The sequence below is a fragment of the Moraxella sp. CTOTU48717 genome (assembly GCF_032057165.1).
In the GTDB taxonomy this organism is placed as follows: domain Bacteria; phylum Pseudomonadota; class Gammaproteobacteria; order Pseudomonadales; family Moraxellaceae; genus Faucicola; species Faucicola tetraodonis.
The window spans coordinates 1-25,904 of the sequence record NZ_DAMBBC010000014.1 but is presented as its reverse complement, the minus strand read 5'-3'; the positions used below and the strand labels follow the sequence as shown (position 1 = coordinate 25,904).

General features: G+C 46.1%; 21 protein-coding genes. 6 read left to right on the top strand and 15 right to left on the bottom strand.

Going from position 1 to position 25,904, the window contains the following annotated elements:
- Positions 1-68 precede the first annotated feature (68 nt).
- From RT084_RS09085 to RT084_RS09070, 4 genes are read right to left on the bottom strand one after another with little or no spacing between them, the layout of a single operon-like run.
- A complete protein-coding gene (locus RT084_RS09085; RefSeq protein WP_312385517.1) occupies positions 69-1,256 on the bottom strand; it encodes an ABC transporter permease in 1,188 nt (395 codons plus the stop codon).
- Complete coding sequence (locus RT084_RS09080; RefSeq protein WP_312385518.1) at positions 1,256-2,668, bottom strand: ABC transporter permease; 1,413 nt, start codon at positions 2,666-2,668, stop codon at positions 1,256-1,258. The genes RT084_RS09085 and RT084_RS09080 overlap by 1 nt, the downstream gene beginning before the upstream one ends.
- 8 nt (positions 2,669-2,676) lie before the next feature.
- Positions 2,677-3,909, bottom strand: coding sequence for an HlyD family secretion protein (locus RT084_RS09075; RefSeq protein WP_312539914.1), 1,233 nt, complete (start codon positions 3,907-3,909; stop codon positions 2,677-2,679).
- Positions 3,910-3,955: 46 nt separating this feature from the next.
- Entirely contained in the window at positions 3,956-5,947 is a 1,992-nt protein-coding gene (locus RT084_RS09070) for a TolC family protein (protein ID WP_312385522.1), read from the bottom strand.
- A gap of 635 nt (positions 5,948-6,582) precedes the next feature.
- On the opposite strand from RT084_RS09070, the gene RT084_RS09065 reads away from it, so the two are divergent.
- On the top strand, positions 6,583-7,869 hold the full coding sequence (locus tag RT084_RS09065) for a replication-associated recombination protein A (protein ID WP_312385524.1): 1,287 nt from the start codon (positions 6,583-6,585) through the stop codon (positions 7,867-7,869).
- On the opposite strand, the gene RT084_RS09060 is transcribed toward RT084_RS09065, so the two are convergent.
- Positions 7,863-8,519 carry a BLUF domain-containing protein gene (locus tag RT084_RS09060; protein WP_312385525.1) on the bottom strand — a complete coding sequence of 219 codons (657 nt, stop codon included), beginning with the start codon at positions 8,517-8,519 and terminating at the stop codon, positions 7,863-7,865. The genes RT084_RS09065 and RT084_RS09060 overlap by 7 nt on opposite strands.
- 454 nt (positions 8,520-8,973) lie before the next feature.
- Between RT084_RS09060 and ribBA the strand changes: the two genes are divergently transcribed.
- Positions 8,974-10,086: a bifunctional 3,4-dihydroxy-2-butanone-4-phosphate synthase/GTP cyclohydrolase II gene (gene ribBA / locus RT084_RS09055; protein ID WP_159675707.1), complete on the top strand. Its 1,113-nt coding sequence runs from the start codon at positions 8,974-8,976 to the stop codon at positions 10,084-10,086.
- A 101-nt stretch (positions 10,087-10,187) separates the two neighbouring features.
- Here ribBA and RT084_RS09050 read toward each other — a convergent pair whose 3' ends face one another.
- Positions 10,188-10,661, bottom strand: coding sequence for an acyl-CoA thioesterase (locus RT084_RS09050; RefSeq protein ID WP_312385527.1), 474 nt, complete (start codon positions 10,659-10,661; stop codon positions 10,188-10,190).
- A 54-nt stretch (positions 10,662-10,715) separates the two neighbouring features.
- Positions 10,716-11,684 carry an acyl-CoA thioesterase gene (locus RT084_RS09045; protein WP_312385529.1) on the bottom strand — a complete coding sequence of 323 codons (969 nt, stop codon included), beginning with the start codon at positions 11,682-11,684 and terminating at the stop codon, positions 10,716-10,718.
- Positions 11,685-11,867: 183 nt separating this feature from the next.
- On the opposite strand from RT084_RS09045, the gene plsB reads away from it, so the two are divergent.
- On the top strand, positions 11,868-14,603 hold the full coding sequence (gene plsB, locus RT084_RS09040; protein ID WP_312385531.1) for a glycerol-3-phosphate 1-O-acyltransferase PlsB: 2,736 nt from the start codon (positions 11,868-11,870) through the stop codon (positions 14,601-14,603).
- A 61-nt stretch (positions 14,604-14,664) separates the two neighbouring features.
- Here plsB and RT084_RS09035 read toward each other — a convergent pair whose 3' ends face one another.
- Both RT084_RS09035 and argS read right to left on the bottom strand, forming a co-directional pair.
- Entirely contained in the window at positions 14,665-15,387 is a 723-nt protein-coding gene (locus RT084_RS09035; RefSeq protein ID WP_203171307.1) for an SPOR domain-containing protein, read from the bottom strand.
- 62 nt (positions 15,388-15,449) lie between these two features.
- Complete coding sequence (gene argS, locus RT084_RS09030) at positions 15,450-17,267, bottom strand: arginine--tRNA ligase (RefSeq protein ID WP_312116155.1); 1,818 nt, start codon at positions 17,265-17,267, stop codon at positions 15,450-15,452.
- A gap of 266 nt (positions 17,268-17,533) precedes the next feature.
- Here argS and RT084_RS09025 point away from each other — a divergent pair, with 266 nt between their 5' ends.
- The gene (locus tag RT084_RS09025) at positions 17,534-17,752 is read left to right on the top strand and encodes a DUF2788 domain-containing protein (protein ID WP_007117392.1); all 219 of its coding nucleotides are present in this window, start codon (positions 17,534-17,536) and stop codon (positions 17,750-17,752) included.
- An 80-nt stretch (positions 17,753-17,832) separates the two neighbouring features.
- Here RT084_RS09025 and cmoB read toward each other — a convergent pair whose 3' ends face one another.
- Positions 17,833-18,888, bottom strand: coding sequence for a tRNA 5-methoxyuridine(34)/uridine 5-oxyacetic acid(34) synthase CmoB (gene cmoB / locus RT084_RS09020; RefSeq protein WP_409418429.1), 1,056 nt, complete (start codon positions 18,886-18,888; stop codon positions 17,833-17,835).
- Positions 18,889-18,933: 45 nt separating this feature from the next.
- A complete protein-coding gene (gene cmoA / locus RT084_RS09015) occupies positions 18,934-19,707 on the bottom strand; it encodes a carboxy-S-adenosyl-L-methionine synthase CmoA (RefSeq protein ID WP_312385535.1) in 774 nt (257 codons plus the stop codon).
- Positions 19,708-19,972: 265 nt separating this feature from the next.
- On the opposite strand from cmoA, the gene msrA reads away from it, so the two are divergent.
- Together msrA and RT084_RS09005 are read left to right on the top strand one after the other, a co-directional pair.
- Positions 19,973-20,503: a peptide-methionine (S)-S-oxide reductase MsrA gene (gene msrA / locus RT084_RS09010; RefSeq protein ID WP_313099405.1), complete on the top strand. Its 531-nt coding sequence runs from the start codon at positions 19,973-19,975 to the stop codon at positions 20,501-20,503.
- A 244-nt stretch (positions 20,504-20,747) separates the two neighbouring features.
- The gene (locus tag RT084_RS09005) at positions 20,748-22,130 is read left to right on the top strand and encodes a lytic murein transglycosylase (protein ID WP_313099401.1); all 1,383 of its coding nucleotides are present in this window, start codon (positions 20,748-20,750) and stop codon (positions 22,128-22,130) included.
- A gap of 188 nt (positions 22,131-22,318) precedes the next feature.
- Here the strand turns inward: RT084_RS09005 and RT084_RS09000 are convergent, their stop codons facing one another.
- The 4 genes from RT084_RS09000 to RT084_RS08985 form a co-directional block, all read right to left on the bottom strand.
- A complete protein-coding gene (locus RT084_RS09000) occupies positions 22,319-22,579 on the bottom strand; it encodes a hypothetical protein (protein WP_144918669.1) in 261 nt (86 codons plus the stop codon).
- Positions 22,580-22,778: 199 nt separating this feature from the next.
- Complete coding sequence (locus RT084_RS08995; RefSeq protein WP_313099397.1) at positions 22,779-23,786, bottom strand: DUF4062 domain-containing protein; 1,008 nt, start codon at positions 23,784-23,786, stop codon at positions 22,779-22,781.
- A 128-nt stretch (positions 23,787-23,914) separates the two neighbouring features.
- Positions 23,915-24,784, bottom strand: coding sequence for a glutamate racemase (gene murI / locus RT084_RS08990; protein ID WP_313099393.1), 870 nt, complete (start codon positions 24,782-24,784; stop codon positions 23,915-23,917).
- Between the two features lie 189 nt (positions 24,785-24,973).
- On the bottom strand, positions 24,974-25,687 hold the full coding sequence (locus RT084_RS08985; protein WP_313099389.1) for a DUF1285 domain-containing protein: 714 nt from the start codon (positions 25,685-25,687) through the stop codon (positions 24,974-24,976).
- Positions 25,688-25,904 lie beyond the last annotated feature (217 nt).

The following is a 25,904-nucleotide window of genomic DNA, read 5'->3' as shown; positions in this document are numbered from 1 at the left end:
CGCATCGCAAATTTGGCAAATAACCGCACGTGTAACCGCATGAGGAAGAAAATAACCGTTGGCAAGGATTAATCTGCTAACGATTCACTTTCTTTACTCGCTAATAAAAGTAGCAGCAATAAACAAACCAAGAAAATCATCATGAGTGCCATGAGATACACTTTGACATACGCCAGTGGCACGCCCATTTGGTTCAGCATCACAGAGGCATTCATTCCCGAGGTGCTAGGCAATACCCAGCGCAAATACTGCAGAGGCTCAGGCAGCATTTGATACGGCCATGAAATCCCTGAGACAAACAGCATCGGCATTGAACTTGCGACCAAGATTTGCATCGCCCGTTCTCGCGCCCCAAACCACACCCCAAGTAGACAGCCCAATGCTGTTACCGCAGGGAAAAACAGGGCAAGCAGTACCAGTGAACCCGTCAGATTTTGGTTACGGATATAATCATTGTTGGAAAACACCCAGCCATAATAAAAACAGCCGAGCACAAAACCAAAACACGCTAAGCCCAATATTCGCGCCAGCCACGTTTTCATCGAAGCGCGGTGCATGTCTTGCTCTGCCCAAGTACCCACTAGCATTGCCGTGCCCATCAAAAACATCTGCTGCAGAATCAATATCGCAACCGCAGGGACAATGTAGCTACCATAGCCTTCGGTACGGTTGTATAACGGATTAATCGTCAGCGCCACAGGGGAAATATTGTTTTTGGCAACCGTGATGTCTTGCCCGATGGCAACATTTTTTTGTACTTTCGCCCCGGCGGACACGGTGCCGATGACTTCTAAAAACCCCGTTTGTACTTGTTTATTGAGCAAAAAATAGTTACCGTTGGCCAAGATACTCACCTTGGCAGGTTGTCCTGTGGTCACTTTTTGATATAGCCCTGAGGGTATCACCATGTAGCCTGCAATTTTGCCTTGCCACATCAGCTGCTTGGCACTGTTTTCATCGTTTACAATGGTGCTTTGGATGCGTGGATTGGCTTGGGCGTAGCTGATAATGGTCTGCGATAGACTTGAATGGTCATAATCCACCACTGCCACAGGGACATGACGCACCACTTCTTTTGAATACGGCCAAGGATAAAAAAAGCCATAAATAATCGGGGCAATCAGTAGCATAGTGAGCACCCCTTTATCTTGAAACACGCTGCGCCATACATGCAAAACTTGCAACAAAAAACCGCGCTCCCAAATGTTGGCAGTTTTGCTTACGTCGACTTTGCCGGGCGTTGTCTGGGTGGGCATCAGCGTTGCCCCCATTTTTCAGGCTTCAATAAGGCCTTTTTGGTCAACAACGCGGCTAACAACAAGGTAATCATGACGGCAATAAAAAATCCGATAAAGCTGCTATAGGCAAAGGATGGCGGTGCGCCCATTTGTAATTGGGTGGTTTGCAAGTTGAGATAATGGGTTAATGGCAGGGCATTTGCCCAACGCTGCGCGGCAGGACTCATCGCCAAAAATGGAAATGTCACCCCTGAAAAAGCAAATGACGGCGCGGAGATAAATCCGGTAAATGACAAGCCTTGACGATACGAAAACGTACCTACCGTGACAATCACCCCAAGCCAGAACGACACCATCATAAACATTAAAAATATCAGATAAGTAATCGCTACGGATGCCAAACGAATGGGGAAGATTTGCATCACCAAGGTCAATGCCACCGCTGCCCAAAGCGTATAGGCAAACATCGCCCAAATTAATTTGCCATTGAGCCCTGCGATAATCAGCGATAGCTTAGGTTTTTCGTGCCCCAGTGTGACAGGATTGCTGGGGTTAGAGAGGCGGTTACTGGCAAATTTGGGGGGTGTTAGCGACTGATACCATTCACCTAACGTCTTGTCGACCAGCTCTCGCCCGACAGTTGAAGCCCCAATCACCATTGACAAAATATGTAGCAAGGCTGGTACCACAGTGACTGCCAGAAATTGCTGATAATTATTGGCAGTATTAAACAGTGCCACACTTTGCGATTGTATCGGTGCATAACTGGTTTTGGTCAGGGTGACATCTTCGCCAATGGCAACTCGCCGCTGCATCTCTGCCCCTGCCGAAAAGGTAGTGACTGCTGTCTGTACCGCTTTTTGTATCATGCCTGAATGCGTGCCATACTGGGCATTGACATTGAGTAGCAAGCGCGAGGTTTTGCCCGCCAGTAGATTGGTTGAAAAATTCTCTGGAATTTCAACCACCGCCATGACATCGGTAGTCTCGATAGCTTGCTGAGCGGCAGCGGCACTATGAAGGCTTTTGACCACCGCAACCTCAGGCGTCGCATCAATATAGCGGATAATCGTCGCGGATTGCGCGGAGTGGTCATTGTCTATGACCGCAATCGGAATCCCGACTGCCATGCCTTTGCTAAAAATCCACCAAACCAAAAATATCAATACGATGGGCATCCAAAACATCAAGGAAAAATCCCAGCGATTTTGCACCAAAAAATCCCATTCACGGCGCGCACTGTACCAAAACGCCGCAAAGAATTGCACAAAGCCTGAGCGGTTATCAAACTGCGCATGACGCTCATGGTCACTAGCACCAACACTGTCACTGTCACTGGCATTTGACACAGCGGACGATGTCGGTGACGCTTTAGAGCCCTTGTTTGATGCCAGTTTTGATGTCAGTTTTGATGTCAGTTTTGATATCATGGTTGACTTCATTGTGTTTGGGTTGGCTGACGGCTTGCCGGTATATCAACCAATACGGTCATGCCCTGTCTTAGGCGTGTATCTGACTGGCTCGGGCGCGCGCGAATCTCAAAGGTACGCATATCAAAGCCGTCTTTGCTGTTGGTCGGGCGCCACGTGGCAAAATCTGATAGCACGGAACTTGCGTACACTTTAAACACTTGGCGGTAAGGCTGATTGTTGACCGATAACGCAGGAACCGTACCGCTAAATTCACTACCGACTGCAAAATGGTTTAGGTTATTTTCGGTAACGTTAAGCACCACCCATTGGTCTTTGGGATCGACAATGGTCATCAGTGGTACGCCCTGTCCCACCACTTGACCTGGTTTGACAATCACGTTGTCCACGATACCGGCAATCGGGCTTTTAAGATTGGCTTCTTCTTTGGCCACCATTGCTTCTTTAAGCTTGGCTTCTACTTGGCTGACTTGCGCTTGGGCGGCGGTTTTATCTTCACTGCGCGCGCCTGTTTTGGCTAACTCATATTGCGCTTTGGCGATTTTGGCTTTATCGACACTGGCGACATAGTTGGTATAGGCTTCGTCACGTTTTTGCCGTGACATCAAGCCTTCTGCTGCGAGTCGGTTGATACGTTCGTAGGTGACTTTGGCAAGGTCAGCCGCGGATTGGGCAACATCGTACTGGTATTTTGCCATTTCAATCTCTTGCGGTCTTGCGCCATTGTTGGCTTTGTCCAGTTGACTTTGGGCTAACTCTTTGCCTGCTTGTGCTTGTTCGACCTTGGCATTGATTTCCGGGCTATCCATATCAATCAGGCGTGTGCCGACGCTAATTTCATCGCCTTCTTTGACATAAATATTGGCAATACGACCGGCAACTTTGGCAGCGACAGGCGTTTGCTCTACTTCCATATGCCCTTGGATGGTCACAGGCGCGCTGCGCGTTTCGCGCTTGTCTTTGATTAGTCCCCACGCGACCAGTCCAATCAGCCCAAGGATAATCAAAGCTATAATGATGGTGCGGATTTTACTGGGTTTTTTGGTAGGCGGCATGTAACGGCTATCCGTCGTAGCGGCTGCCAGGCTGTCCTCTGCGTGCGGCTCATCAGCAGCTTGGGCAGCTTGAGCGTTCATCGCTGCATTCGCATTATCCGCAGCGCTGTCCAAAGTGTTGTCTTTAGCGTTGTCTTTAGCGTTGTCCATCGCATTGTCTGGTGTTGGGTTTTGTGGATCAGCCATACGGTAAGCCTACTGGTGAAATAAAGACACGGGTTAAAATAATTGATTAGTTTTTACGATGTTCAAAATAAATCGCGGGTAGCTTGACGTCCGCTGCCTGCATATAACGGTTAAACTCTAGCGGCGTACCGCAGCTTTGCATCAAGTCTGCCATTGCCTGTACATAATCATTTGCCGCTTTGGCCTGCTCGGTTTTGGCTTTTTCCAAATTGGCTTCGGCTTGCATCACTTCTACGGCCGTGTTGACGCCTTCTTTAAAGCCGAGCTGACGAAAGCGTAGCATCTCACTGGCAAGTTCAATATTGGTATTTAAGGCAATAAAATTATCGCGTGCATTGTTGACTGTTTGCCAATTTTTTTCTACCAACAACATAATATTATCATTGACATCGACTTGGCTAAATTCGGCTTGGTGCAGCTTGGCAAGGCTAGATTGGGTACTAATGCGGCGATCTACCCCACCCCACAATTTCCAGTTGGCAGACACCCCAGCAATCCAATTTGGGTCAGCGTCGATTTCCGAGCGACCAAAGACGGTGACATTGGGTTTGTAGGCGGATTCACTAAATTCATGTAGCGCTTTGGCTTGGTTGTATTTGGCGGCAACCTTATCAAAACCTGGGTGATGCATTTTAGCCTGCTGCTGAAAATAACTCAGTGGCGGCAACGGCTTGGTGGATACAAATAAAGGCGATGTTGGTTTGATAAAATACGGCGTGCGCAGTAACCGCTGTAGCGCGGTCATGGCAAGCTCAGCATCGTTCAGCGCTTTGCTATTTTCGTATTCAGCATCGGCTAAGGCTTTTTTGGCTTCCAAACGCTCGACTTTTGAAATCAGCCCCACATCGAGTGCGCGCTGTGCGGCATGGTCGGTGGCACGAATCGCATTGAGTGCATCGGCGCGTAGATAAGCTGCCATGATGGCAAGCTGGGTTTGAAAATAGCGTTTGGTAAGCGTGGTGTATTGTTCATCCAGTGACAAATCAGCATCGGCACGGCTTTCATCGGTCATACCATTGAGCAAACTGGTCACTGCTTCGGTTTTGTGTCCGTTATAAGCAGACCATAGCACCGTAATATTGGCTGATGTGTTGTTCTTGCCGATATTGACAGGGATGCTATTGGGAATCGGGTCGGTGATTAAGCCACCGATATCTGCAGGCGTGGTAGGCAGTGGCAAGGTGATGGGCAAATTGCCACTATTGTTATTGACTGCATTGTCAATGGGATTGGCTAGGTTGTTTTTAATGCCCGTGGTATCTATATTGTCATCCACATGTACATGCGTGGCACTGGCACCCAGATACACAATCGGTTTGTTCAAGCCTTTGGTTGACTGAGCTCGCAGCTCATTACTCACGATTGCTGCATTGTCTGCCGCGACTTTGGGTGATACTTTGACTAGGTACTGCTGCGCTTGTGCCAGTGTCAAATTACTGGGCACATCTAGGCCATAACTTGGCGGATAAGGCACGCCATTATTGATAGTAGGATCGTAGCTGAGCCCAGCTGCTTTACCACCTTTAACGTCATTGGCGCGGGTCGCGGTTTTTTTCGATGGCGTGTCGGCTGATGGTGCGTCCGTGGCAGGGCTAGCATTGAGCACAGGCTCAGGATTGGGCGGGGTATTGATTACCGGCGTAAACTCTGCGGTGTCGCCACTGGTACTGGGCTGCAATCTGCTAGTGGGCTCTATGGTTGGCGCTACTGGCGTGGTTTTAGCCGATGTTTTAACAGAATTTTTAGCCGATGTTTTAGCTGATGTTTTAACAGGCGGCTTGTTAGCATTTTTAGTGGAACTACTGGTCGTTTTGGTGGTTTTTGTCGTGGTTGTGGTTTTTGTTGTAGTTTTTGTCGGGGTCGTTTTGGTAGTGCTGGGTTTGGTGACCGTGGTCGCAGCAGTCGCATCCAAAGATAAGGACAAATTCAACGACACCATTGCCATCGTAAACGCAGATAGGGTAAGCACGCGTGATAGTGGCTGCAGATGATGGCTTACTGGGTAAGTCGATGGCTTGATGGATTGATGTAATTTCATACGACTCGCTAATAACTTGCCTATGGCTTTGCCGCAACATAACAACCACGCAAGCCGTCAATTACCCTAGTAATTGATGCGGTCGCCGTTATGATGCCCGTATTACCAAAAAACTGTCTTATAAAAAACTGTCTTGTTAAAAAACTGTCTTATTAAATAATGCCTAATTAAATAATAATGAAATACCAAAGTGAGCACTAACTGTCAGTTTGAATATTAACTAAAGTATGAGATTGTAAAAAGAAAAAACTGACCCGTCAATCTAAACTTGTCATATTAACAATATTGTAGTTTTTTTAAAAATATGGCTCATTAAGCCTCACATCATTACTGTTTATTTTTATTTAACAAAGTAAAAATATTTCTCAATCCAAGTAGTCACACAAATCAAACAAGTTAGCTTACCGCTGTCATTTAAGCATGCTAAAATTCTTAAAAAACCCTCGTTGTTTTTGATGCAGTTACTTTTACCAAGTTAATTTGCAAAGCTACTTGTGCCAAACTACTTTTACCAAGCTACTTTCACTAAGTTAGTTTTACTAAATAAGTACCGCACTTAGCTACAATTCCAATTTAAAAAATAGTGAAATCGCTGAAAACCTTCGACTAAGTAATCCAGTTAAACTTATACCTTAATGATGAATCAACTCGCTCAAATTCCCCTTGCCCAACGTGTCCGCCCAAAGTCGCTTGACGAGGTAATCGGACAAACCCATTTGCTCGGTGCCAACGCACCGATTCGCCGTATTGTTGAGCAAGGTTACTTGCCATCGATTATTTTGCATGGGGAAGCAGGCATTGGCAAAACCACCTTAGCCATGCTATTAGCCGATGCAGTGGGTCGTCCTTTTCGCCCGCTCTCTGCTATCAATGCAGGGGTCAAAGAGTTGCGTGAAGTACTGGCAAAAGATGACGGCTTGTTTGGCGAGCCACCGGTGGTATTTGTCGATGAGATTCATCGGTTTAACAAAGCCCAGCAAGACGCACTCCTCGGCGCGGTTGAGTCTGGGGATATTACTTTAATTGGTGCGACCACCGAAAACCCCTCGTTTAGTGTCAACAATGCGCTATTGTCCCGTTGCCAAGTATATCGGCTCAACCCCTTGAGCGAAGATGAAATCAGCCAAGTACTACAACGTGCCATTGACGATGATGCAGTTTTTAAACAATTTAAGATTGAAATACAATCAAGCCAAGCGATTTTTGCGCTATCGCAAGGCGATGCGCGTAAGGCGTTAAATTTACTTGAACTCGCCATTCAATCAAGCCCCAATTTTAAGCAAGGCAGCCAATCACCGATTGTAGTGACTGATGACAATGTCATCGCGGTCGCAGGTGCAAGCCTGGTACGCTACGACAAATCGGGTGATGGCCATTATGACCTAGTGTCAGCGATGATTAAGTCAGTCCGCGGCAGTGACCCTGATGCGGCACTGTATTGGATGGCGCGGATGCTGACAGCGGGCGAAGACCCTGCCTTTATTGCGCGGCGGTTGGTGATTTTGGCAAGTGAAGATATCGGACTTGCCAATCCCAATGCGTTACTACTTGCCGATACCGCCCTGCGAAGTGTGCAGAGCATCGGTATGCCTGAAGCGCGAATTATTTTGGGGCAAGCGGTGGTGTATTTGGCGACATCGCCGAAGTCCAATTCTAGTTATCAGGCGATCAATAAAGCGATGCGACTGGCAGAAAATGACCAATCGCCTGTACCGCTACATTTGCGTAATGGCGTCACCAAGCTGATGCGCGCCGAAGGTTATGGTGCCAATTATGTCTATCCGCATGACTACCCCAACCATTACCACCCACAGCAGTATCTGCCTGATAATTTACTGGGCACGCGGTTGTTTGACTTTGCTGATAATGCCAAAGAACAGCAAACCTATGCCTTTATACAGTGGTTAAAGGACAATCATTGAACAGCGGCGGCTAAAAAACCCGTCAAAGCAGACAACGGATGATTTAGCGCAGCCAAATGAACCCTATTTTGTAATACCCAGTACACCATCAGCAATAAGAACAGCAACAAAAAACCAAGCTGCATCCACAAAAAATAGCGATGCTTAAAGCCCAATCGGCGCAGCTTGGCATGGCTATAACTGCCCTTATCAAAGTTGGTATGTTGATGCCTTTGCCATTTGCCCGAACGATAATAGTTTTCTACATCCGCAAGTAACCTTGGGACACTGGCACTATCAAATTGCGCAGTTTCAAAATAATCTAGCAGGGGGCTGATATCATCGACATCATCCATATCATTGACGCTATCTAAATTGATGCAGTGCATTTTCCAGTGTCCAAATAGCGCATTGGGCGCCTGACCCTGCTCGATAACGCGAATATTTCTGTGTCTTTTATCGGCTTTGATTTTGTCAAATAGCTGGGTGATAGTGTGCTCACTACCTTCCATATATTGTAGAAAGTTGCCTTGCTTGAGAAATAGTACGCTATTGACATTTGCCTGGGTGTTGCGCGCGACTGACTGACGATAGATATCAGGCAACGTCATCGTATGCAAACTTGCTTGTAAGGTAATTTTGCTCGTGTAGATAAGATAAAAGACTGACATCACAGGATCCTTAGACAAGTAAATCGGTTAGACGTCTATGACTTTTTAATAGCGTTTTCTTCAAACGTATTAAGAATGTAATTTTTATTAATCATTAAGTAATAATATACCAGTTTTTTTTAATTTTTGCTCAAAAATTATACAAAATCACCAATTTTTGTTAGTTTTTTTAACTAATTTATCCGCATGTTTTATCTGCGTGCGCTACCAGCGCGTATGGCTATCAATATTTCGCTGCTTAGACTCACTGAGTTAATGCTATAATAGCGCGCAAATAAGAAATGGGCGCGCATACTAGCTTCACCCAGCTTGATGAGGTGATTGTTAAGGTTAATTTGGACAATAGTTTGAACAAACCTAGCTGATAGCGCTTATTTTCTGTCCCTATTTGTTAATCAGTTTTTTAGTTTTTTAATCAATGTTATTCCAATAAATAGCTAACAAAGGCACTTTTATGGCATTTAATACAACGGCAGAAATTATCGATGACATCCGTGCAGGCAAAATGGTCGTTTTGATGGATGATGAAGACCGTGAAAACGAAGGCGACTTGGTGATGGCAGCCACCCATGTACGCCCAGAAGATATTAACTTTATGATTACCCACGCGCGTGGCTTGGTGTGTTTGACCATCACCGCTGACCGCAGTGAACAGCTCAATTTACCGCTTATGTCGGATAAAAATGGCGCTAAATTTAGCACCAACTTCACGGTATCAATCGAAGCGGCAGAAGGGGTCACCACAGGTATCTCAGCAGCGGATCGCGCCAGAACCATCCAAACAGCGGTATCTTCGACTGCCAAGCCAGAAGACATCGTACAACCGGGGCATGTATTCCCAATTGTGGCACAAAATGGCGGTGTGCTACACCGTGCCGGTCATACTGAAGCCGGCTGTGACCTAACACGCTTGGCAGGACTTGAACCTGCGGCAGTGATTTGTGAAATTATCAAAGAAGATGGCGAAATGGCGCGCCGTGATGACCTAGAGATTTTTGCCAAAGAGCATGGCTTAAAAATCGGCACCATCGCTGATTTGATTAATTACCGTATTGCCAATGAGCAAACGGTCGAAATGGTTGCGACCTATCCGATGCAAACTGAGTTTGGTGAGTTTACGGCCTATCGTTTTAAAGAAAAAAATTCAGAGGATACCCATTTGGCACTGGTCAAGGGCAACCCTCAAGAAGGCGTGAGCACTGTGCGGGTGCATAGTTTCCAGCCATTGCGCGATTTATTCACCGTGCAGCTACCCAACAGCGGTAAGAGTAATTGGGATATCCATGCCTCACTCAAAGAAATTAGCCAATCCGAGCGTGGCGTGTTTGTCTGGATTGGGCATCAGCAAGCAATTGATATGGGCGAAGCGCTCGATAACTTTGTCGCTGACAAACCCAACTCACCGCTTAAACACCAACCCTACCGCAGCATTGGGGTTGGTTCACAGATTTTACGTTATCTGGGCGTGCGTGATATGCGTTTGCTGTCATCACCGCTTAAATTCAACGCGTTATCAGGGTTTAACCTAAACTTGGTCGAAACCGTTGCTAACCCAGACCACAAATAGCAATTCATCAGACAAAAAAAGCCACGAGCATTGCAGCTTGTGGCTTTTTTAACAATTTTAGTAACAGTTAAATGTTATGAACAATTAAATTTTAGCAACAGTTAAACCGTATGACTTTCTAACTCGGTAAGTTGTTGGCGTTGACCCTCAGAAATCGGTTGTTTGTTTTTGCCATTTTGGTCAAAAAACACAATGACGGACGACACGGTAGCGACGACTTTTTGCTGAGCCGTGCTAAAGTAAACATAGTCATGGGTCAGACTGGTATTGCCTATTTTTTTGGCACGAATGCCAATCCAAAGCACATCGGGGAAAGTGACCGAATTCAAATACTGGCAAGATGACGAAGCAATCACGGTATGGGTTTGTAAGTTAAACATATCGACTTGTTCAAGGTAGTGGATACGCGCGCGCTGGGCATAGTTGTAATACACCACGTTATTGACGTGATTGAACGCATCCATATCGCCCCATTCCACTTTTTGCTCATAGATAACCGCAAAGCCTTTTAATGGATGATTGTCTTGTTGGGCGATGTTTTGGCGGACGGCATCACTCATTGGGGGATTGGACATATTTTTCTCTCTCATACGGCTACTGTTTAATACAAGGTAAAAATTATTGAATCACTAGCGCAGTCGCATTAACCCTTGCTGCTGGGTTGTAGAGACCAATTTGCCATTTTGCCAAAATTGACCGTGGTTTAGGCTTTTTGACTGTGACGTGGTATCACACCACATGTTATAGAGTAACCAATCATTCATATCAAATGGGCGGTGAAAATGCATACTATGGTCGATACTTGCCGCTTGCAACCCTTTAGTCATAAAGCTAATCCCGTGTGGCATCAGCCCTGTACCAATCAAATAAAAATCAGAAGAAAATGCGAGCAGTGCTTGTTGCACTTGAATCGACTGTTTACCGAGCTGCGGAATACGTAGCCAGTTGGCTTGGCTAGGTTCCATGATTTTTGGATGAATCGGGTCACGCGGCTGTACTGGCTTGATTTCGATATGACGCTGGCGCATAAAGCGCGCTTTTAGGGCATCAGGGATTTTGCCTACCACTTGGTCTTTGAGCTGCTGCTCGGTCAGCAACACATCTGGCGCAGGATACGTTGGCATCGCTTGTTGATACTCAAGCCCTTCTTCAAACGGTGAAAAAGACGCCATCATGGTAAAAATTATGCTCGGTTGGTTATCGTCATCATATTGGCGTGCTGTCACTTGACGTGAAGCAAGGCTACGACCATCACGTAATTTCTCGACTTGGTAATATACAGGCTTATTGATATCGCCACCGCGCAAAAAATAGCCATGAAATGAGTGGCAAGGTTTTGCATGCTCTACGGTATGGCTGGCTGCCATCAATGCTTGTCCCAGTACTTGCCCACCAAAAATACGCGCACCGACATAGTCGTGGCTTTGCCCAATAAATACACTGTCTTGATACGGTACGAGGGTTAAGGTTTCCAATAACTGCGTGACCAATTGCTGCCAAATCGCTTGCTGCTCAAGCTGCTGATGCGTTACGGGCACCTGTGGTTGGTGAGTGATATCAATCGTATGGGTATGGTTTATATCTTGCTGGCTTGCCATAGACGCTCTTATCATTAACGTTATTTTGGGTAGATAAAATGGATTAAAGTCACTCATTATACAAGAATTTTTGAGTGATAAGGTTTAGAAATTCATCAATCTATGGCATGATAAGACAATTTTTAAACCTTGTATTTATCTTTAAAAAACTTACGAAAAAATCACGCAATCACTAGGCATACTATGAATCACGTAGGGAAAAATTCAGGCACTACCGAAGCAAACAACAAAGGTACCCATCCTGCTGCGACCCCGCTGTTAAAAAATCTATACCGACAAGTCTCTGGCAAATTATTGGGGCTCGCCGTCAAATCCAAACTTATCGGCGACATCCCCAATATTAGCGAAGCCAGGAACCAGGTTAGCGATGATAAGCTACCGCCAGCAAGCGATAGCGATACCTCAAGCCAGCGACTCACCTTTTATGTGCTCAAAGAGTATTCTCGTAGCAATAGTATTTTAATTGACCTAGAAACCAAACAATATGACCTACCCCCTGCCCTAGCCAATGTCATCGATCGGGCGCATGGTATTGATGAAAATACCGCAATGATTTTTTTGCATCACCATAAAACAGAAAAACTGTCTCATGACAGCGCCGTATTTTCACCTCGCCTATTACGCTTGATTGAAGCCGTCGAGCAATACCCAACACTACACATTGATTTTATCCCTGTCACTATCTTGTGGGGACGCGCACCAGAAAAAGAAGATTCGCTGCTTAACCTCCTCACCGCTGATGAATGGCAAGTACCCACCATCAGTAAACAGCTATTTAATATCGGGGTCAAAGGGCGAGATACCTATGTGCAGTTTCACTCACCCAAAGACCTGCGTGGCATCATCGAAGATGAGATTAGCAAAAACCCTGCGCTGCAATCAGGTAGCCTAGCATCCACTGATGATGCTAGTGAAGACCGCCAGCATTTACACACCATTACTGCACGGGTACAGCAGCGTTTAGAAGGTTATCTGGATAAACAACAAGAAGCCATCTTGGGTCCTGACTTATCAGACCGTCGCAATGTGGTCGATAAAATTCTGTATACCCCTGCCATTCAGCATGCCGTGAATGTCGATAGCAAAGAAAACTCGCGTGAACTCGCCAAAAGCCGAAAACTGGCGCGTGGCTATTTGAACGAGATTGCCAGTGATTACTCGTACGCAACCGTGCGCTTTTTTGACCGCTTTTTGACCTGGCTATGGACACAGTTGTATGACGGGGTTGAAGTGGCGCACTTTGAGCGGGTACGCCAACTGGCATCCGACCATGAAATCATCTATGTGCCTTGCCACCGCAGTCACATGGACTATCTGCTGCTGTCATACGTGATTTATAAACGTGGGTTGCGTGTGCCCTACGTTGCCGCAGGCGAGAATCTAAACATCCCCGTGCTAGGTCAAATACTACGCAATGGCGGTGCTTTCTTTATGCGTCGCAGTTTTAAAGGCAATCCGCTGTACTCTGCGGTGTTTCGTGAATACGTGCATAGTATGTTGATGCGCAACACGCCGATTGAGTACTTCATCGAAGGCGGACGCTCGCGCTCAGGTCGCTTGTTACCGCCCAAAAAAGGAATGCTAGCGATGACGGTACAAAGCCATCTACGCCAAGCGGGCAAACCGATTGTCTTTATCCCGACCTACATCGGTTATGAACGCATTATGGAAGGCGGCACTTATGTGGGTGAGCTTAAAGGTAAACCCAAAGAATCTGAGTCGCTACTAGGTCTATTAAAAGCCAGCCGAAAAATCGAGCGTATCTTCGGTCATGTGCACGTCAGTTTTGGTCAGCCGCTTTATCTGGCTGATTTTATGAAAAAATTTGACGTTGCCCCAAATACCCTACCCAAAGACCGTACCGATAGTGATATGCCCGCCAATGTCACCCACATGATTGACAATTTGGGCATCAAAATCATGCAGCGTATCAACCGCTCTGCGGTGCTTAATCCAGTGACTTTGCTATCTTTGGTACTGCTCGATACACCGCATGGCGCACTCGATGAGCAAAGCTGTCGTGAACAGTTGGCGCTGTATCAACGTATCGCAGAAAAAATCCCGTATGATGATGATGTATCAATCACCCAGCAAAGCCCAGAAGCCATTATTAACTATGGTGTCAAGCTCAAACTCATCGAGCGCACCCCACATGTGCTCGGTGACTTGATTCGTATTGCGGACGGTCAAGCGCCGCTACTGAGCTATTTTCGCAACAATATTTTGCATATTTATATCATCGCGTCACTATGTGCCTCATTGATACAGCGTAATGGCACCATGAGCTTAAACACTATTGAGCGGGTGGTGGGTATCATGTATCCCTTCTTGCAAGCAGAGTTGTTTTTGAAATACCCACTGCGCACCTTAAATGACACTTTGCGTGAGCATATCGATACGTTGGTCGAAGAAAACATCATCGTGGACAAAGGGGTGAATGCGGATGGTCATCGCATCCTGACCACGCCAGAGCCGAATACCCGTAGCTATCAGCAGTTGACAGTACTTGCCAACTCAGTTGAGCAAAGTCTAGAGCGTTACTTTATGGTGCTTGCGCTGCTGAGTCAGCAAGGCTCAGGCAAACTCACCAAAGATCAAGTGATTGATTTGGGTCATCTGCTCGGTCAGCGTCTATCCGTGCTATATGAAGATGATATGCCAGATTTTTTTGACCGTGCCTTGTTTACTAGCTTTATGGATGCGCTAGAGCGTCTTGGTTATATTACGGTGTCGGCCAGCGGGGTGATTGAGTTTGATGCTCGCATTCATACCATGGCAAAAAGCGCGCGGTTTATCCTTAATATGGACGTGATGCATATCTTACAGCAAATCTCACAACTGACTGATGAGGAAATCAAACGCACCTTGACTGAACTGCAAAACAAAAAGCAACGCAAATTTAGTCGTAAAAAAGCTTAATTCTACCCAACAATAAAAAACCGTGTTGCGATAACACGGTTTTTTTTGCCTGCAAATCAGCCTAGCGACGCTGCTCGACAATCAGTGAATCAATGCGGCTATTTTGTAGTTGGCGCTGGGCTTGTGCCGCCATCTCTGGGCTACTCATGGCGCGAGAGATGACTTGATAGACGGTTTGGTCATTGCTTAAGCGTTTTTTGACGATTTGGGCATCCACCCCCGCCATTAGCACTTCAGCACGGCGTTTATCCGCATCATCGGCATTGTCAAAGCTATTGATTTGCAAGATATAAGTCCGCGTAGGCTCCTCGTTGCCAATCACAATGGCATCGGCACTGCTTGTGTCATCGGAAGCGGTGCTGGTGTCTATCGTGCTATTGTTGGCTGAAGCGCGTGGCTTGGTTCCGTTATCATCAGACAACAACGGATTATCGACCACGCTGACATTCGCTGATTTGGTCGCACTGGTGCTGTCAGCCTGGGTCAACACCACATCAGGCTGCGCCGAGACTGGCTGACTAGCAGCAGCCTCATCGGGGACTGCACTGACCTGCTGTTCTTTGAGTAAGTCATAGAACTCGTAGTTATTGGTTTTGGGTTTGTCTTGCACCTTTGGCTGCACCATCGGCGCTTCGTCGCTTGTGGTTTTGCCTTGGTTAAATGGATTCCACAAATAAACAAACAGACCAATCCCCACGGTCAATATCATGCCCACCAACATGGCAGCAAAAAACGACATCGTGCTTGGCGCTTTACGCGGGGTCGCTCCTTTGGGTCTTGCCATCTTCATCTCCTACGACATGGGATACGGTAATATTACAGCGTTTTTAGCGTATCTTAATCATATCACATACTGGTTGGTGCCGTTAATCCGAGCAAAATTAAGCCATTTTGAATCACTTGGCGTACTGACTTTGATAACCGCAGACGCGCCTGCATCAAGTCAAGCTCATCTTGGGTTGGGGTTTCGCCATCTTTGGGTAAGATACGGTTATCGTTGTACCAACCGTGGAACAAACTTGCCAAATCTTTGAGGTAATTGGTCAATAAATGCGGCTCATAGTTGACCGCAGCACGGCGTAGCACTTCAGGGTAAGAAGCCAGCAAGCTCAATAAATCCGTTTCGACAGATTGGGTCAACAGATGCTGGTGGGCTTTGCCGGCTTTGTCATCGACCTTGATACCGCGCTCTTCAGTACGCTCAAGCACACGGCAAATACGCGCATGCGCATATTGAATATAATATACCGCATTATCTTTGGTATGGGATTTGGCAAGTTCTAAGTCAAAGTCAATGTGCTGTTCTGGTTTACGCGCGACATAATAAAAGCGCGCGGCATCATTGCCGACTTCTTGACGCAGCTCACGTAAGGTCACAAACTGACCTGAGCGTGATGACATCTGGATTTGCTCTGTACCACGCCATAGGGTGACAAACTGCACCAAAATCACATCCATACGCTGGGCATCGTAGCCCATCGCCGTCAATGCCGCTTTCACGCGTTTGATGTAGCCGTGGTGGTCTGAGCCCCATACATCAATAATTTTGTCATAGCCGCGGTCAAGCTTGTCTTTGTGGTAGGCGATATCCGAGGCAAAATAAGTAAATTGACCATTGGCACGGCGGACGACACGGTCTTTTTCATCGCCAAATTCGGTGGATTTAAACCACAAGTTGCCGTCTTTTTGGTATAAAAACCCCCGCTGCTCTAATAATTCCAAAGCAGGCACAATGGCATCTTGGATTGATTTTTCGCTAAACCATTGGTCAAAATGGACATTAAAATCCGCCAAATCATCTTGGATATCTGCCAAGATGGTACTAAGTGCAGCTTCATGAAAAATCTGATAGTTATCGCCCAAATTGGCTTTGGCATTGGCAATCAGCCCGTCAATATGGGCTTCTTTATCACCTGACACACATACTTTTTCGCCGTTGGCATCGATTTGGTACTGGGCATCGGCAGGTACATTGAGTAGCATATGTTCCCAGGCGGTTTTTAGGCTATCGCCATGCTGTTTTTTGATGGGTTTGGCAATATCTTTGACATAATCGCCTTGGTACGCATTGGTGGGAAATACAATTGGCTCACCGCACAGCTCAAGGTAGCGCAAATAGGTACTGGTTGCCAAAATATCCATCTGACGACCCGCATCATTGACATAATATTCCCGCCCGACTTGGTAGCCAACCGCCTCTAGTAAATTGGCCACGCTCATGCCAAACGCAGCGCCTCGACCGTGACCCACGTGTAGGCTTGAGGTTGGGTTGGCAGAGACAAACTCAACTTGGATTTTTTGACCGGCAAATTCTTCGGATGTACCAAAGTCGCCTTTTTGCTCCATAATGGTGTCTAAGATAGCAAAACGCGCGTTATCATCTAAGAAAAAGTTAATAAACCCCGGTCCTGCAATCTCAACTTTGCTAATCATGTCCGAGGCAGGCAACATCGCCACGATGGTTTGCGCCAGTTCACGCGGGTTTTTCTTGGCAGTCTTGGCAGCTATCATGGCAAGGTTACTAGCAAAATCGCCGTGCGCTTGGTCTTTGGTGCGGCTGATGGTACTGTTATCAACCCAATCGATTGGCAAAATTTGCTGTTGTTTTAGTGATTCCACCACTAATGCTAAGGCTTGCGAAATGACGGGTTGTTGTTCTGACATGGAAATTCTCTTTGTTGGCTCACAGGTTTTGTTGCAGGATTGATAGCTAAAAAAGCACGATAAATCAATGAATCACCATCGATTTGACGCTATCACTCGCTCACAATCGAGGGAGATTGATTTTGGCGTTCAATATACCAATTTTTGATGGTTTTTTCATTATAATCCTGTCAAAAGATACATGCCATTACAAGGAAACGCGGTTTTTTGGCGTATAATATGTGCTAAAATTTTTTAATGTCTGATGACAATCATAGGATAATAACATGTTTGTTTTAGTCTCTAGTGAGTTAATCACCAAACTTGGCATGTATGTGCTGCTGCCTATCTTTATCGCGTTTTTATTTTTTATCATGTACGATATTTCCAAGAAAAACAATGCAGGCAAACAAGGCACATTTTGGATTTTTTTGGCATTGGGCGGCGGTTTTTTTGGCTTTCTCATCAAAATGGTCTTGGAGTGGTATTTTAGTAGGACGCTTTAAACTACCCTGCTCTAAACCTTACTAGCCTAAAACGCCATTACCCCAAACCGCATTACCCATGTTACTTGTTTATGTTACCGTTACGGTCGTTTGGCTATCATCACCGCACGGGTCGGGCGTTGATAGCCCTCGATGGTTTTGCTGCTATCATTGGGGTCAAGAAAATCGCTTAAAGATTGATAATCCATCCAGTCGGTTTTGCGTTGTTCATCCGTCGATGTCACATCCACATCGACACAGCGCACCGCCACAAAGCCTACTTTGTACAGCCATAGCGACAGTGCCGCAACCGATGGAATAAAATTCACGTTATTCATCTGTGCATAGCGCTCACTTGGCACTAGCACGGATGTTGCATCCCCTTCAATCACCAGGGTTTCTAGTACCAATTCTCCGCCTTTTGCTAGTTGATTGTATAATTGCTCAAGATGCTCAAACGGTGACGCGCGGTGATACAGCACGCCCATACTAAACACGGTATGAAACAGCCCTGCTTGCCCGCTAGTCAGGCTAGGATTGGGCAAGGCTTCAAGCGGTACGGGCACATAGTGCACTGTGTTGCGTCCGTAATCGTTACGGTCAGCGTCTCTGACGAAATGCCGAATCGCCATAAACTGGTGATAAAACAGACACGATGGGTCAATCACAATCACCGTGCTTGCCCCTGCGCCCGCCATACGCCAGCCGTGATAACCCGAACCGCCACCCACGTCTAGCACGCGTTTGCCGTGAAGTGGGCTGATATGCGGCAATACCCTATCCCATTTCCAGTCACTGCGCCATTCGGTATCAATATGGATTTGCAGGTCATCTCGACCCAGTAAAAAACCGCCTTTGCGCCACGGCATCAGACGTTTGAGTAGTGCATGGGTTTGCTTGTATTCACTCTCTTGCCAATCAAATGCTGCGGTGATACAGGGTTGATTTAAGTCTACTTGCGCGTTGCCAACCACGGGCAAGCGCTCAATGAGCGATTGATAAAATGGCGCATGGGCGTAGCGTGATTTGTCTTTGATGGTAGCCAGCCAATTGGGCAACCGGGCAAGCCATTCATTGGCAACTGGGTATTTTTCCGCCAATTGCAGCAAGGTAAGATAGACGTCGGTTTCGGCAGTTTTGATGGTAGCATTCATGATTGACTCTTTTAGGATTGACAGGTCTTCATTGTTTAACGGCAATCATCACTTAAACGCAATAATCGACGCGAAGTTTAAAAACTGAAACCACGTCAAATGGCGGTCAAACCCCACGGTTGCTAAACGCTGATGATGAAAATCGAGGGTATCGGTGATAAGCACATTCTCCAGTGCATTGCGTTTACCACTGATTTCCATCTCACTATAGCCATTGGCGCGTTTAAAATCATAATACCGCTCAACGCGCCACGCATCGTCCGCTTCATCGAGCAAATGGGTTTTTTCGGTCAAAATCAAAATACCGCCTTCAGCCAACGCATCATAACAGCGTTTGAGTAACTGCTCGCGCTTGTCAGGGGATAAAAACTGCAAGGTTAAATTGAGCACAATCATATCGCACCGCTCAAACGTCACCTCACACACATCAGCGCAAATCAGCTCGATATCATGCTCAGGATAATGCTGCATCAGTACACTTTGCGCGTTGGCAATCATCGGCTCTGAGATATCAATGGCTTTGATTTGCAGATCTTGCGGCGCAAACTCGCCTGCGAGCGCAAAACTCACCGCCCCGAGTGAACAGCCCAAATCATACACGCGGCTGACTTTATTGCCATCGCTATTGGTTTGGCGAAACTGGCAATGGCGTTTGGCAAAAATCGGCAACATGGCGAGCATCTGTCCATACCCAGGCACACTACGGCGAATCATATCGGGAAAACAAGCCACCACTTGCTCATCAAAGCTAAACCGCGCATGGGTATCTAGCGGCGTGGTAAACAAGGTATCGAGGGGTGGTTTGGCTTGGGGCTGACTCATGCGGCTGACTCACTATGGCTGATTGAGCGTTACTAAGGCTTAGTATCGCTGACAGTTTTATGCTCGCTTCAACAATAAAATGCTTAAGGAACGCTTAACAAACGCTTAAACTGCCAGGTTCTTAGATAGCGGAAACTTGGTTTACATTGCCTAACTTGAATGGCGGGTAAACTTTGCTATTCTAACATTTTCACCCGTTTTACTTTTAATAATTTATTTTAACCCTTATATCAAACCAATGAAATAACCATAAAAAGGTACTATTATGCAAACGATTATTTTAGGCGGTGGCTGTTTTTGGTGTACCGAATCCGTATTTAGTCATGTCAAAGGTGTGACCGATGTCACATCAGGCTATATGGGCGGTGATGAAGTAACCGCCAACTACAAAGCCGTTTGTGGCGGCGATACCGGTCATGTCGAAGTGATTAAAGTCGATTTTGATGAAACCATTATTCCGCTTGAGACGGTATTGGATATTTTCTTTGCCACCCATGATCCGACCACACAAGACCGTCAAGGTAATGATGTCGGCAGACAATATGCCTCTGTGGTGTTTTACACCGATGAAGCGCAGCAAAAACCGACCATTGACCGTGTGATTGGTGAGCTTCGTGATGAGCAAGGCATCAAGGTGGTGACCGAAGTCCATCCTGCTACGCAGTTTTTCCCTGCAGAAGACTACCACCAAGATTATTACGCCAACAACCCGACCCAAAGCTATTGCAACTTTGTGATTCCGCCCAAGCTTGCCAAGCTCAAACAATATTTTAGCGGTTTTATGATTGAACAATGAACCGTATCGATACTGTGTTAATGCTTTCAAAATTGGGCTTTACACCGTTAATGCCCAATTTTTTTGAGTTCGACAGTTAAACTTACATCAATAGTGCAAAAATTAACGCTTTATCACCCAATGTGAAAAAATGTAATTAAATGCATTTACTCCTTTCACTAAGCGGGCTTTTTTTATACCCTTGAATGAGTCAAAATTCACCCCGTTTGTTGATGTTTTTCTCTGTCACTATTCAAGGTTTGTTATGCGTTTACTTCCGATTTTTATGGCGCTTGCAGGCGTGGCGATGATTAGCCAAGCCAATGCCGCACCGACACCGCCTAATCTTAGCAATGCCCAGTTTCAACAGTGTTTATCCAATCTCAAAAACAGCAGCACCTTTCGCGGTGTAGCCAGCACTTTAGAGCAATATCGCCCAACTGAGCCTGACCCTAGTGTGATTGTCTCACTCAACTATCAACCTGAGTTTCAAAAAGAAGTGTGGGACTATCTCTCAGGTCTGGTCGATGAAGAACGTGTGCAAGACGGTATCAATGCCAAAAACCAACTGCAAAGCACGCTAAACCGCATCGAGCAGCGCTATGGCGTGAAAGGAACGGATGTACTTGGCGTCTGGGGGGTAGAGTCGAACTTTGGTAAGCAGCTGGGTAAAAAAGATTTAATCCAGTCGTTAGCGACCTTGTCTTGCTTTGACCGTCGTCAGTCGTACTTTCGCACGGAATACGCCAACGCGCTGCGTATCTTGCAAAATGGTGACATCCGCCGTGATGATATGACTGGCTCATGGGCAGGGGCGTTTGGGCAAACCCAGTTTATGCCAAGTACCTTCTTACGCTTGGCGCAAGATTTTGATGGTGATGGACGTAAAGATTTGGTCAACAGCCAAGCTGATGCGCTCGCGTCAACGGCCAATTTCTTGGATAAAGCAGGTTATCGCACGGGCGAGCCTTGGGGATTTGAGGTCAAGCTGCCCGCAGGGTTTTGGGCAGATAGCAACCGCAAAGCCAAAAAACCGATGAGCTACTGGCGCAGTCAAGGTCTGACCCTTGCCAATGGTCAGCCGCTACCCTCTAGCCTTGATAGTGCAGGTTTGCTATTACCTGCAGGTATTAAAGGTCCTGCGTTTTTAGTGGGTAAAAACTTCGATGCGTTTTATAGTTACAATGCGTCAGAGAACTACGCGCTAGCGATTGCGCATTTGTCCGATATGATTAGCCAAAACCGCACTAGCAATGTCGGCTTTGTCACACCTTGGCCAACGGATGATGCCGGTATTAGCCGCCGTCAAGCCCGTGAAATCCAGCAAGCACTGCTTAATCGTGGGTATGATATTGGTCAAGTCGATGGCATGATTGGCGATAAAACGCGCTATGCCATTCAAGATTTTCAGCGTCAGCAAGGTGTCAACCCTGATGGTCGTGCGGGTATGAAGCTATACCGTATGCTAATGACTCAGCCAGTGAATGGTCAGTATCCAACCCAATACCCGACCCAAACGCCCGTTCGATACCAGTCTGTACCGAATTCAACGGTTACTGCCACTCCGACTAAAGTGATACGCGATGCCAATGGTCGCACGAGTTACTATCGTATCGATAATGGGCAAGGTGGGGTGACAATGCCCTAATCATTGAAACCTTAGTGTTTCAGTGTTAGTCATTTAAACTTTAAATGATTTAAACCTGAGGTATTTGAGACTTAGTCATTTAAGGTGTTTATCAATTTTTCATCCCCCAACAAAAAACCCTTAATGTCCGCATTAAGGGTTTTTTTGATAGTGACAGGGTTTTGTTAATATCCGCGCATGGTACAACCTTATACAATAGGTGGTGGGGTGGGCTCTTCACCATCATCCATTTGGATCGGTTTGACTTCGCCTTTTGAATTGCTGCCCCAATTGTCCTCTTCGTCTTCATCCCATTTTTTGAAGTTATCGCGTGGGTTGATGCCCCGGCGTTTCATGTCTTCGACTTGCTCTTCAAGGGTGCGAAACTGCTGCGCTTCGTGCATGGTATCTTCAAGTTGGTTGATTTTGTTTTCAAGCTCGTCTGCTTGCGGGGTGACATGCGTACTCATAATTTTATCCTCTTTTATCCTCAATGTTATCGTTATTTGTGTTGTGAGATTATCATAACACAAACAAATGTGACGCTAGATAGCAGGTCTGTATAATATTGTCATGACATGAGTAAATCATGGCTTGGTCAAAGCTGATATAAAATACTTGGGTAAAACGCGCATAAAACCATAAAAAAGGCGTGTTAGAAACGATGGATTAAGCTTGTACAATGATGTTAATCTGCCACAGCTCGCGGATACTTCGCCCTTCTTTGACCGAGCACAACCATCTTTTTTTCACCAGTTGGCTTTTTATCCATTGATAATCGATACTACTGATTTGACAGCGCGAGACCGCATGGATATTGGGTGAGATTTTGAGCGCTTCTGCCATTGCAGCATCTTTGAGGGAATCATTAATTTGGGTCAACATCATATTACTGGTAAAGGGCTGCGGTAATGCTTGTAGCGTTTGCACAATATTACCCCAGCTAAAGGTGTAAGTTGCGCTGATTTCTTGCAAATTGCCGCCTTCAAACGCGTGTGCGGTATAGTTGACCAATAACGCCTCATTGAGCTCTTTTGGCGTAACCTGGGTCGGTCTGGCTTCAGCTTCAGGGGACTGTTGAGTGCCATCTAGACTGCTACCAGTTAAGGCGGGTTGCACGCCATTACGGATATGAAATCTATCCGAGACAAACATCGACTTTAAATCGCCACTAACGCCTGTCGGTAGCGTGCTCAATGAACGGGTGTCTTTGACCCAACCTAATCGCGGAAATTTCTCTTTGATTTCCCCAAGCATACGCACGCATTCTGACACGCCATCATGGGTCTGACCGAAGTGAATTACCCGCAACCCCTGTTCTTTAATCACCAAATTAAACAAATCCAACCGTTGGCGTAATAGCTCATTTTGGTTCAGCTGGGTATTGACTAACGCAATCATCGGGACGCGTTTTGAAGACGCATAGATATAAGATAAGTGCAGATAACTGACACCAGATAGGCTTAAATGACCGTAATCATTGCCCAAAATAAAAATCATATAATCGCATTGGTCGATTTGTTGGCGGCTGTACTCAACAAAATTGGTATTGGTGGCAAGCAAATCCCAAGTCAAAAAATAATCCGTCGATAACGCGTACTCTAGCGCGTTCTCTAGGTAGAGATTTTCATTTCTCACCAAAGAGATATGAATATGATAACGTTTCTTTTGAGACATGCTATCTTCTCCATAACGCTCTAATGAACGCAATTAATTAAAAAAGTAAAGGGTTAAAAGCTGACTCGTTAGAAGCTAAATCGTTAAAAGCTAAAAGGGTAAAAAGCCATGCTGACTAACCAACAAGCTCAATATACTTCTCGATGTTGAGTCACACACAAGGTAAAAAAATCAATGCCTAAATCGGGCAAAAACCGCTGCAACAGACGCGTTGCCGCCTGCTCAGTAGTGGATAAGTTGGCGGTGGCATAAAACTGTAACCGTGGTCGCTCTTTATGAGAGGCAAGCTGATTGGCTTGCTCAAGCAAATCATGCACCCGTTTGGCAATGGCATCCCCCGAATCAATCAATGCCACTTGCCCCATAGCTTGGTGGGTCATCAGCTCGTCGATACGCTGTGCTAAATAGGCTTTAAAAAAAGGAAAATGGGTACAACCCAGTACCAATTGGTCTACCTTTTTATGCTGTAACTCACTTAGCAAGTGATCTAAATCAGTCACGGCTGGGTGATGGCTTGGCATACCCAATTCCACCCAAGGCACTAGGCTGTTAAAGCTATATTTGTGGACAGTCACTTGCTGCGGTTTAGCCACTTGTTCAATAACTTCATTGAGTAAATACCCGTGCAAGGTCGCTGGGGTTGCCAACACCGCGACTTGCTTGGTCGCCGACTGCATCACCGCAGGTTTTAATGCAGGGACTAAACCGACAATCGGCACTTGAGGATACTGCCGCCTTGCCGCCTGTAATCCATGCGCAGAGGCACTATTGCAAGCTATCACAATAAGTTTACAGCCTTGCGAATGTAGCCATGCCACGGCCTGCAAGGTAAGCTCACGAATCTCTGCTTCACTGCGTGAGCCATACGGTACGTGCAGGGTATCGGCAAGATAGATATAACGTTCAAATGGCAAGCGCCGCTGCAAATGGGTCAATACCGACAATCCGCCCAACCCAGAATCAAATACGCCTATCGGCGCGCTTGCCAAATCTACCATAGCCTAATCAGTCCAACTCGCAGGGTGTTGCTATTTTAAACCGCAAAATAATCGCCTACCCATAAAACAGACCACTATCTTATACCAATTTTTAGACGCTCACTACAAAAAAATGCGGGGCCGAATTTGACAGCCCATTCGTCACTTTACTTGCTCAAAACTTATCAACAGTTTGCTTAACGCTGAGACTTATGCGCTCATGGTCAAGGTAAAAATGCTATCACCACTGTGCAAAATCAATGACGTACCCTCTTCACCCTCTACCAACTCACCCAATTCAATCAAATGGTAAAACACATTGCGATGAATGAGTCCGTATAGCGCTGAGTCACCATTTTGCCGCACCAACAGATAAGGCTGGCTGGCTTGTTTTTGCTGTAAGCCAGCATCATGCTGGCTAGCATGGGTAAATGGCAGACCCAAACGGATCGGATGCTGCTCGTCAGCAATCACCACATCGCCTTGCGTGGTGGTGAACTGCAACACCGGTTTGCTAGTATCGCCAAATTGCTCGTTAATGACGTCCACTTGATTGACTAGCAGTGGCGCGTCCTCTACTTGGATTTGCCATTTTTCAACAGGGGTTTTTAAAAAATACTCAACGTGGTGGTTGTCATCAACCTCTGACCATAACACTTTGGCAAACAGATCAATGAGTAGTGGACGGGTGATTTGACTGCCTTCATGCCACCACTCGCCATTGGCTTTGACCACTAAATCCATCGTACCGCTGAGTTTGGGTTGCCATTTTTCAAGCGGTGGAATTTGGCGTGTCGGATGATTTGCGGCTGCTACGGCTTGCGAAGTAACCGATTGCTCGATTTGTTGGCTTAGCTCGCTTATATCAAAGCTAGTATCAAAACTGGGTTTAGATGCTACATTATTAGTATCAGTATTAGTCATTTTATAGCTCGTATTATGGTAGTTTTTATTTAGATTAGGATTTAGAGGATTGTATGGGTTTATGAATGCCATGATGCGCTGTGTTGACATCACTTTGTGGTACATAGTAGTCAATTCAACGCTGGGTTTCAAATAGTCGCTGTTAGTACCTGTGTCGATTTATTGTATAGTAAAAGAAATTAAAAACTACCACAAATCCACATAAAGTAGAAGAATA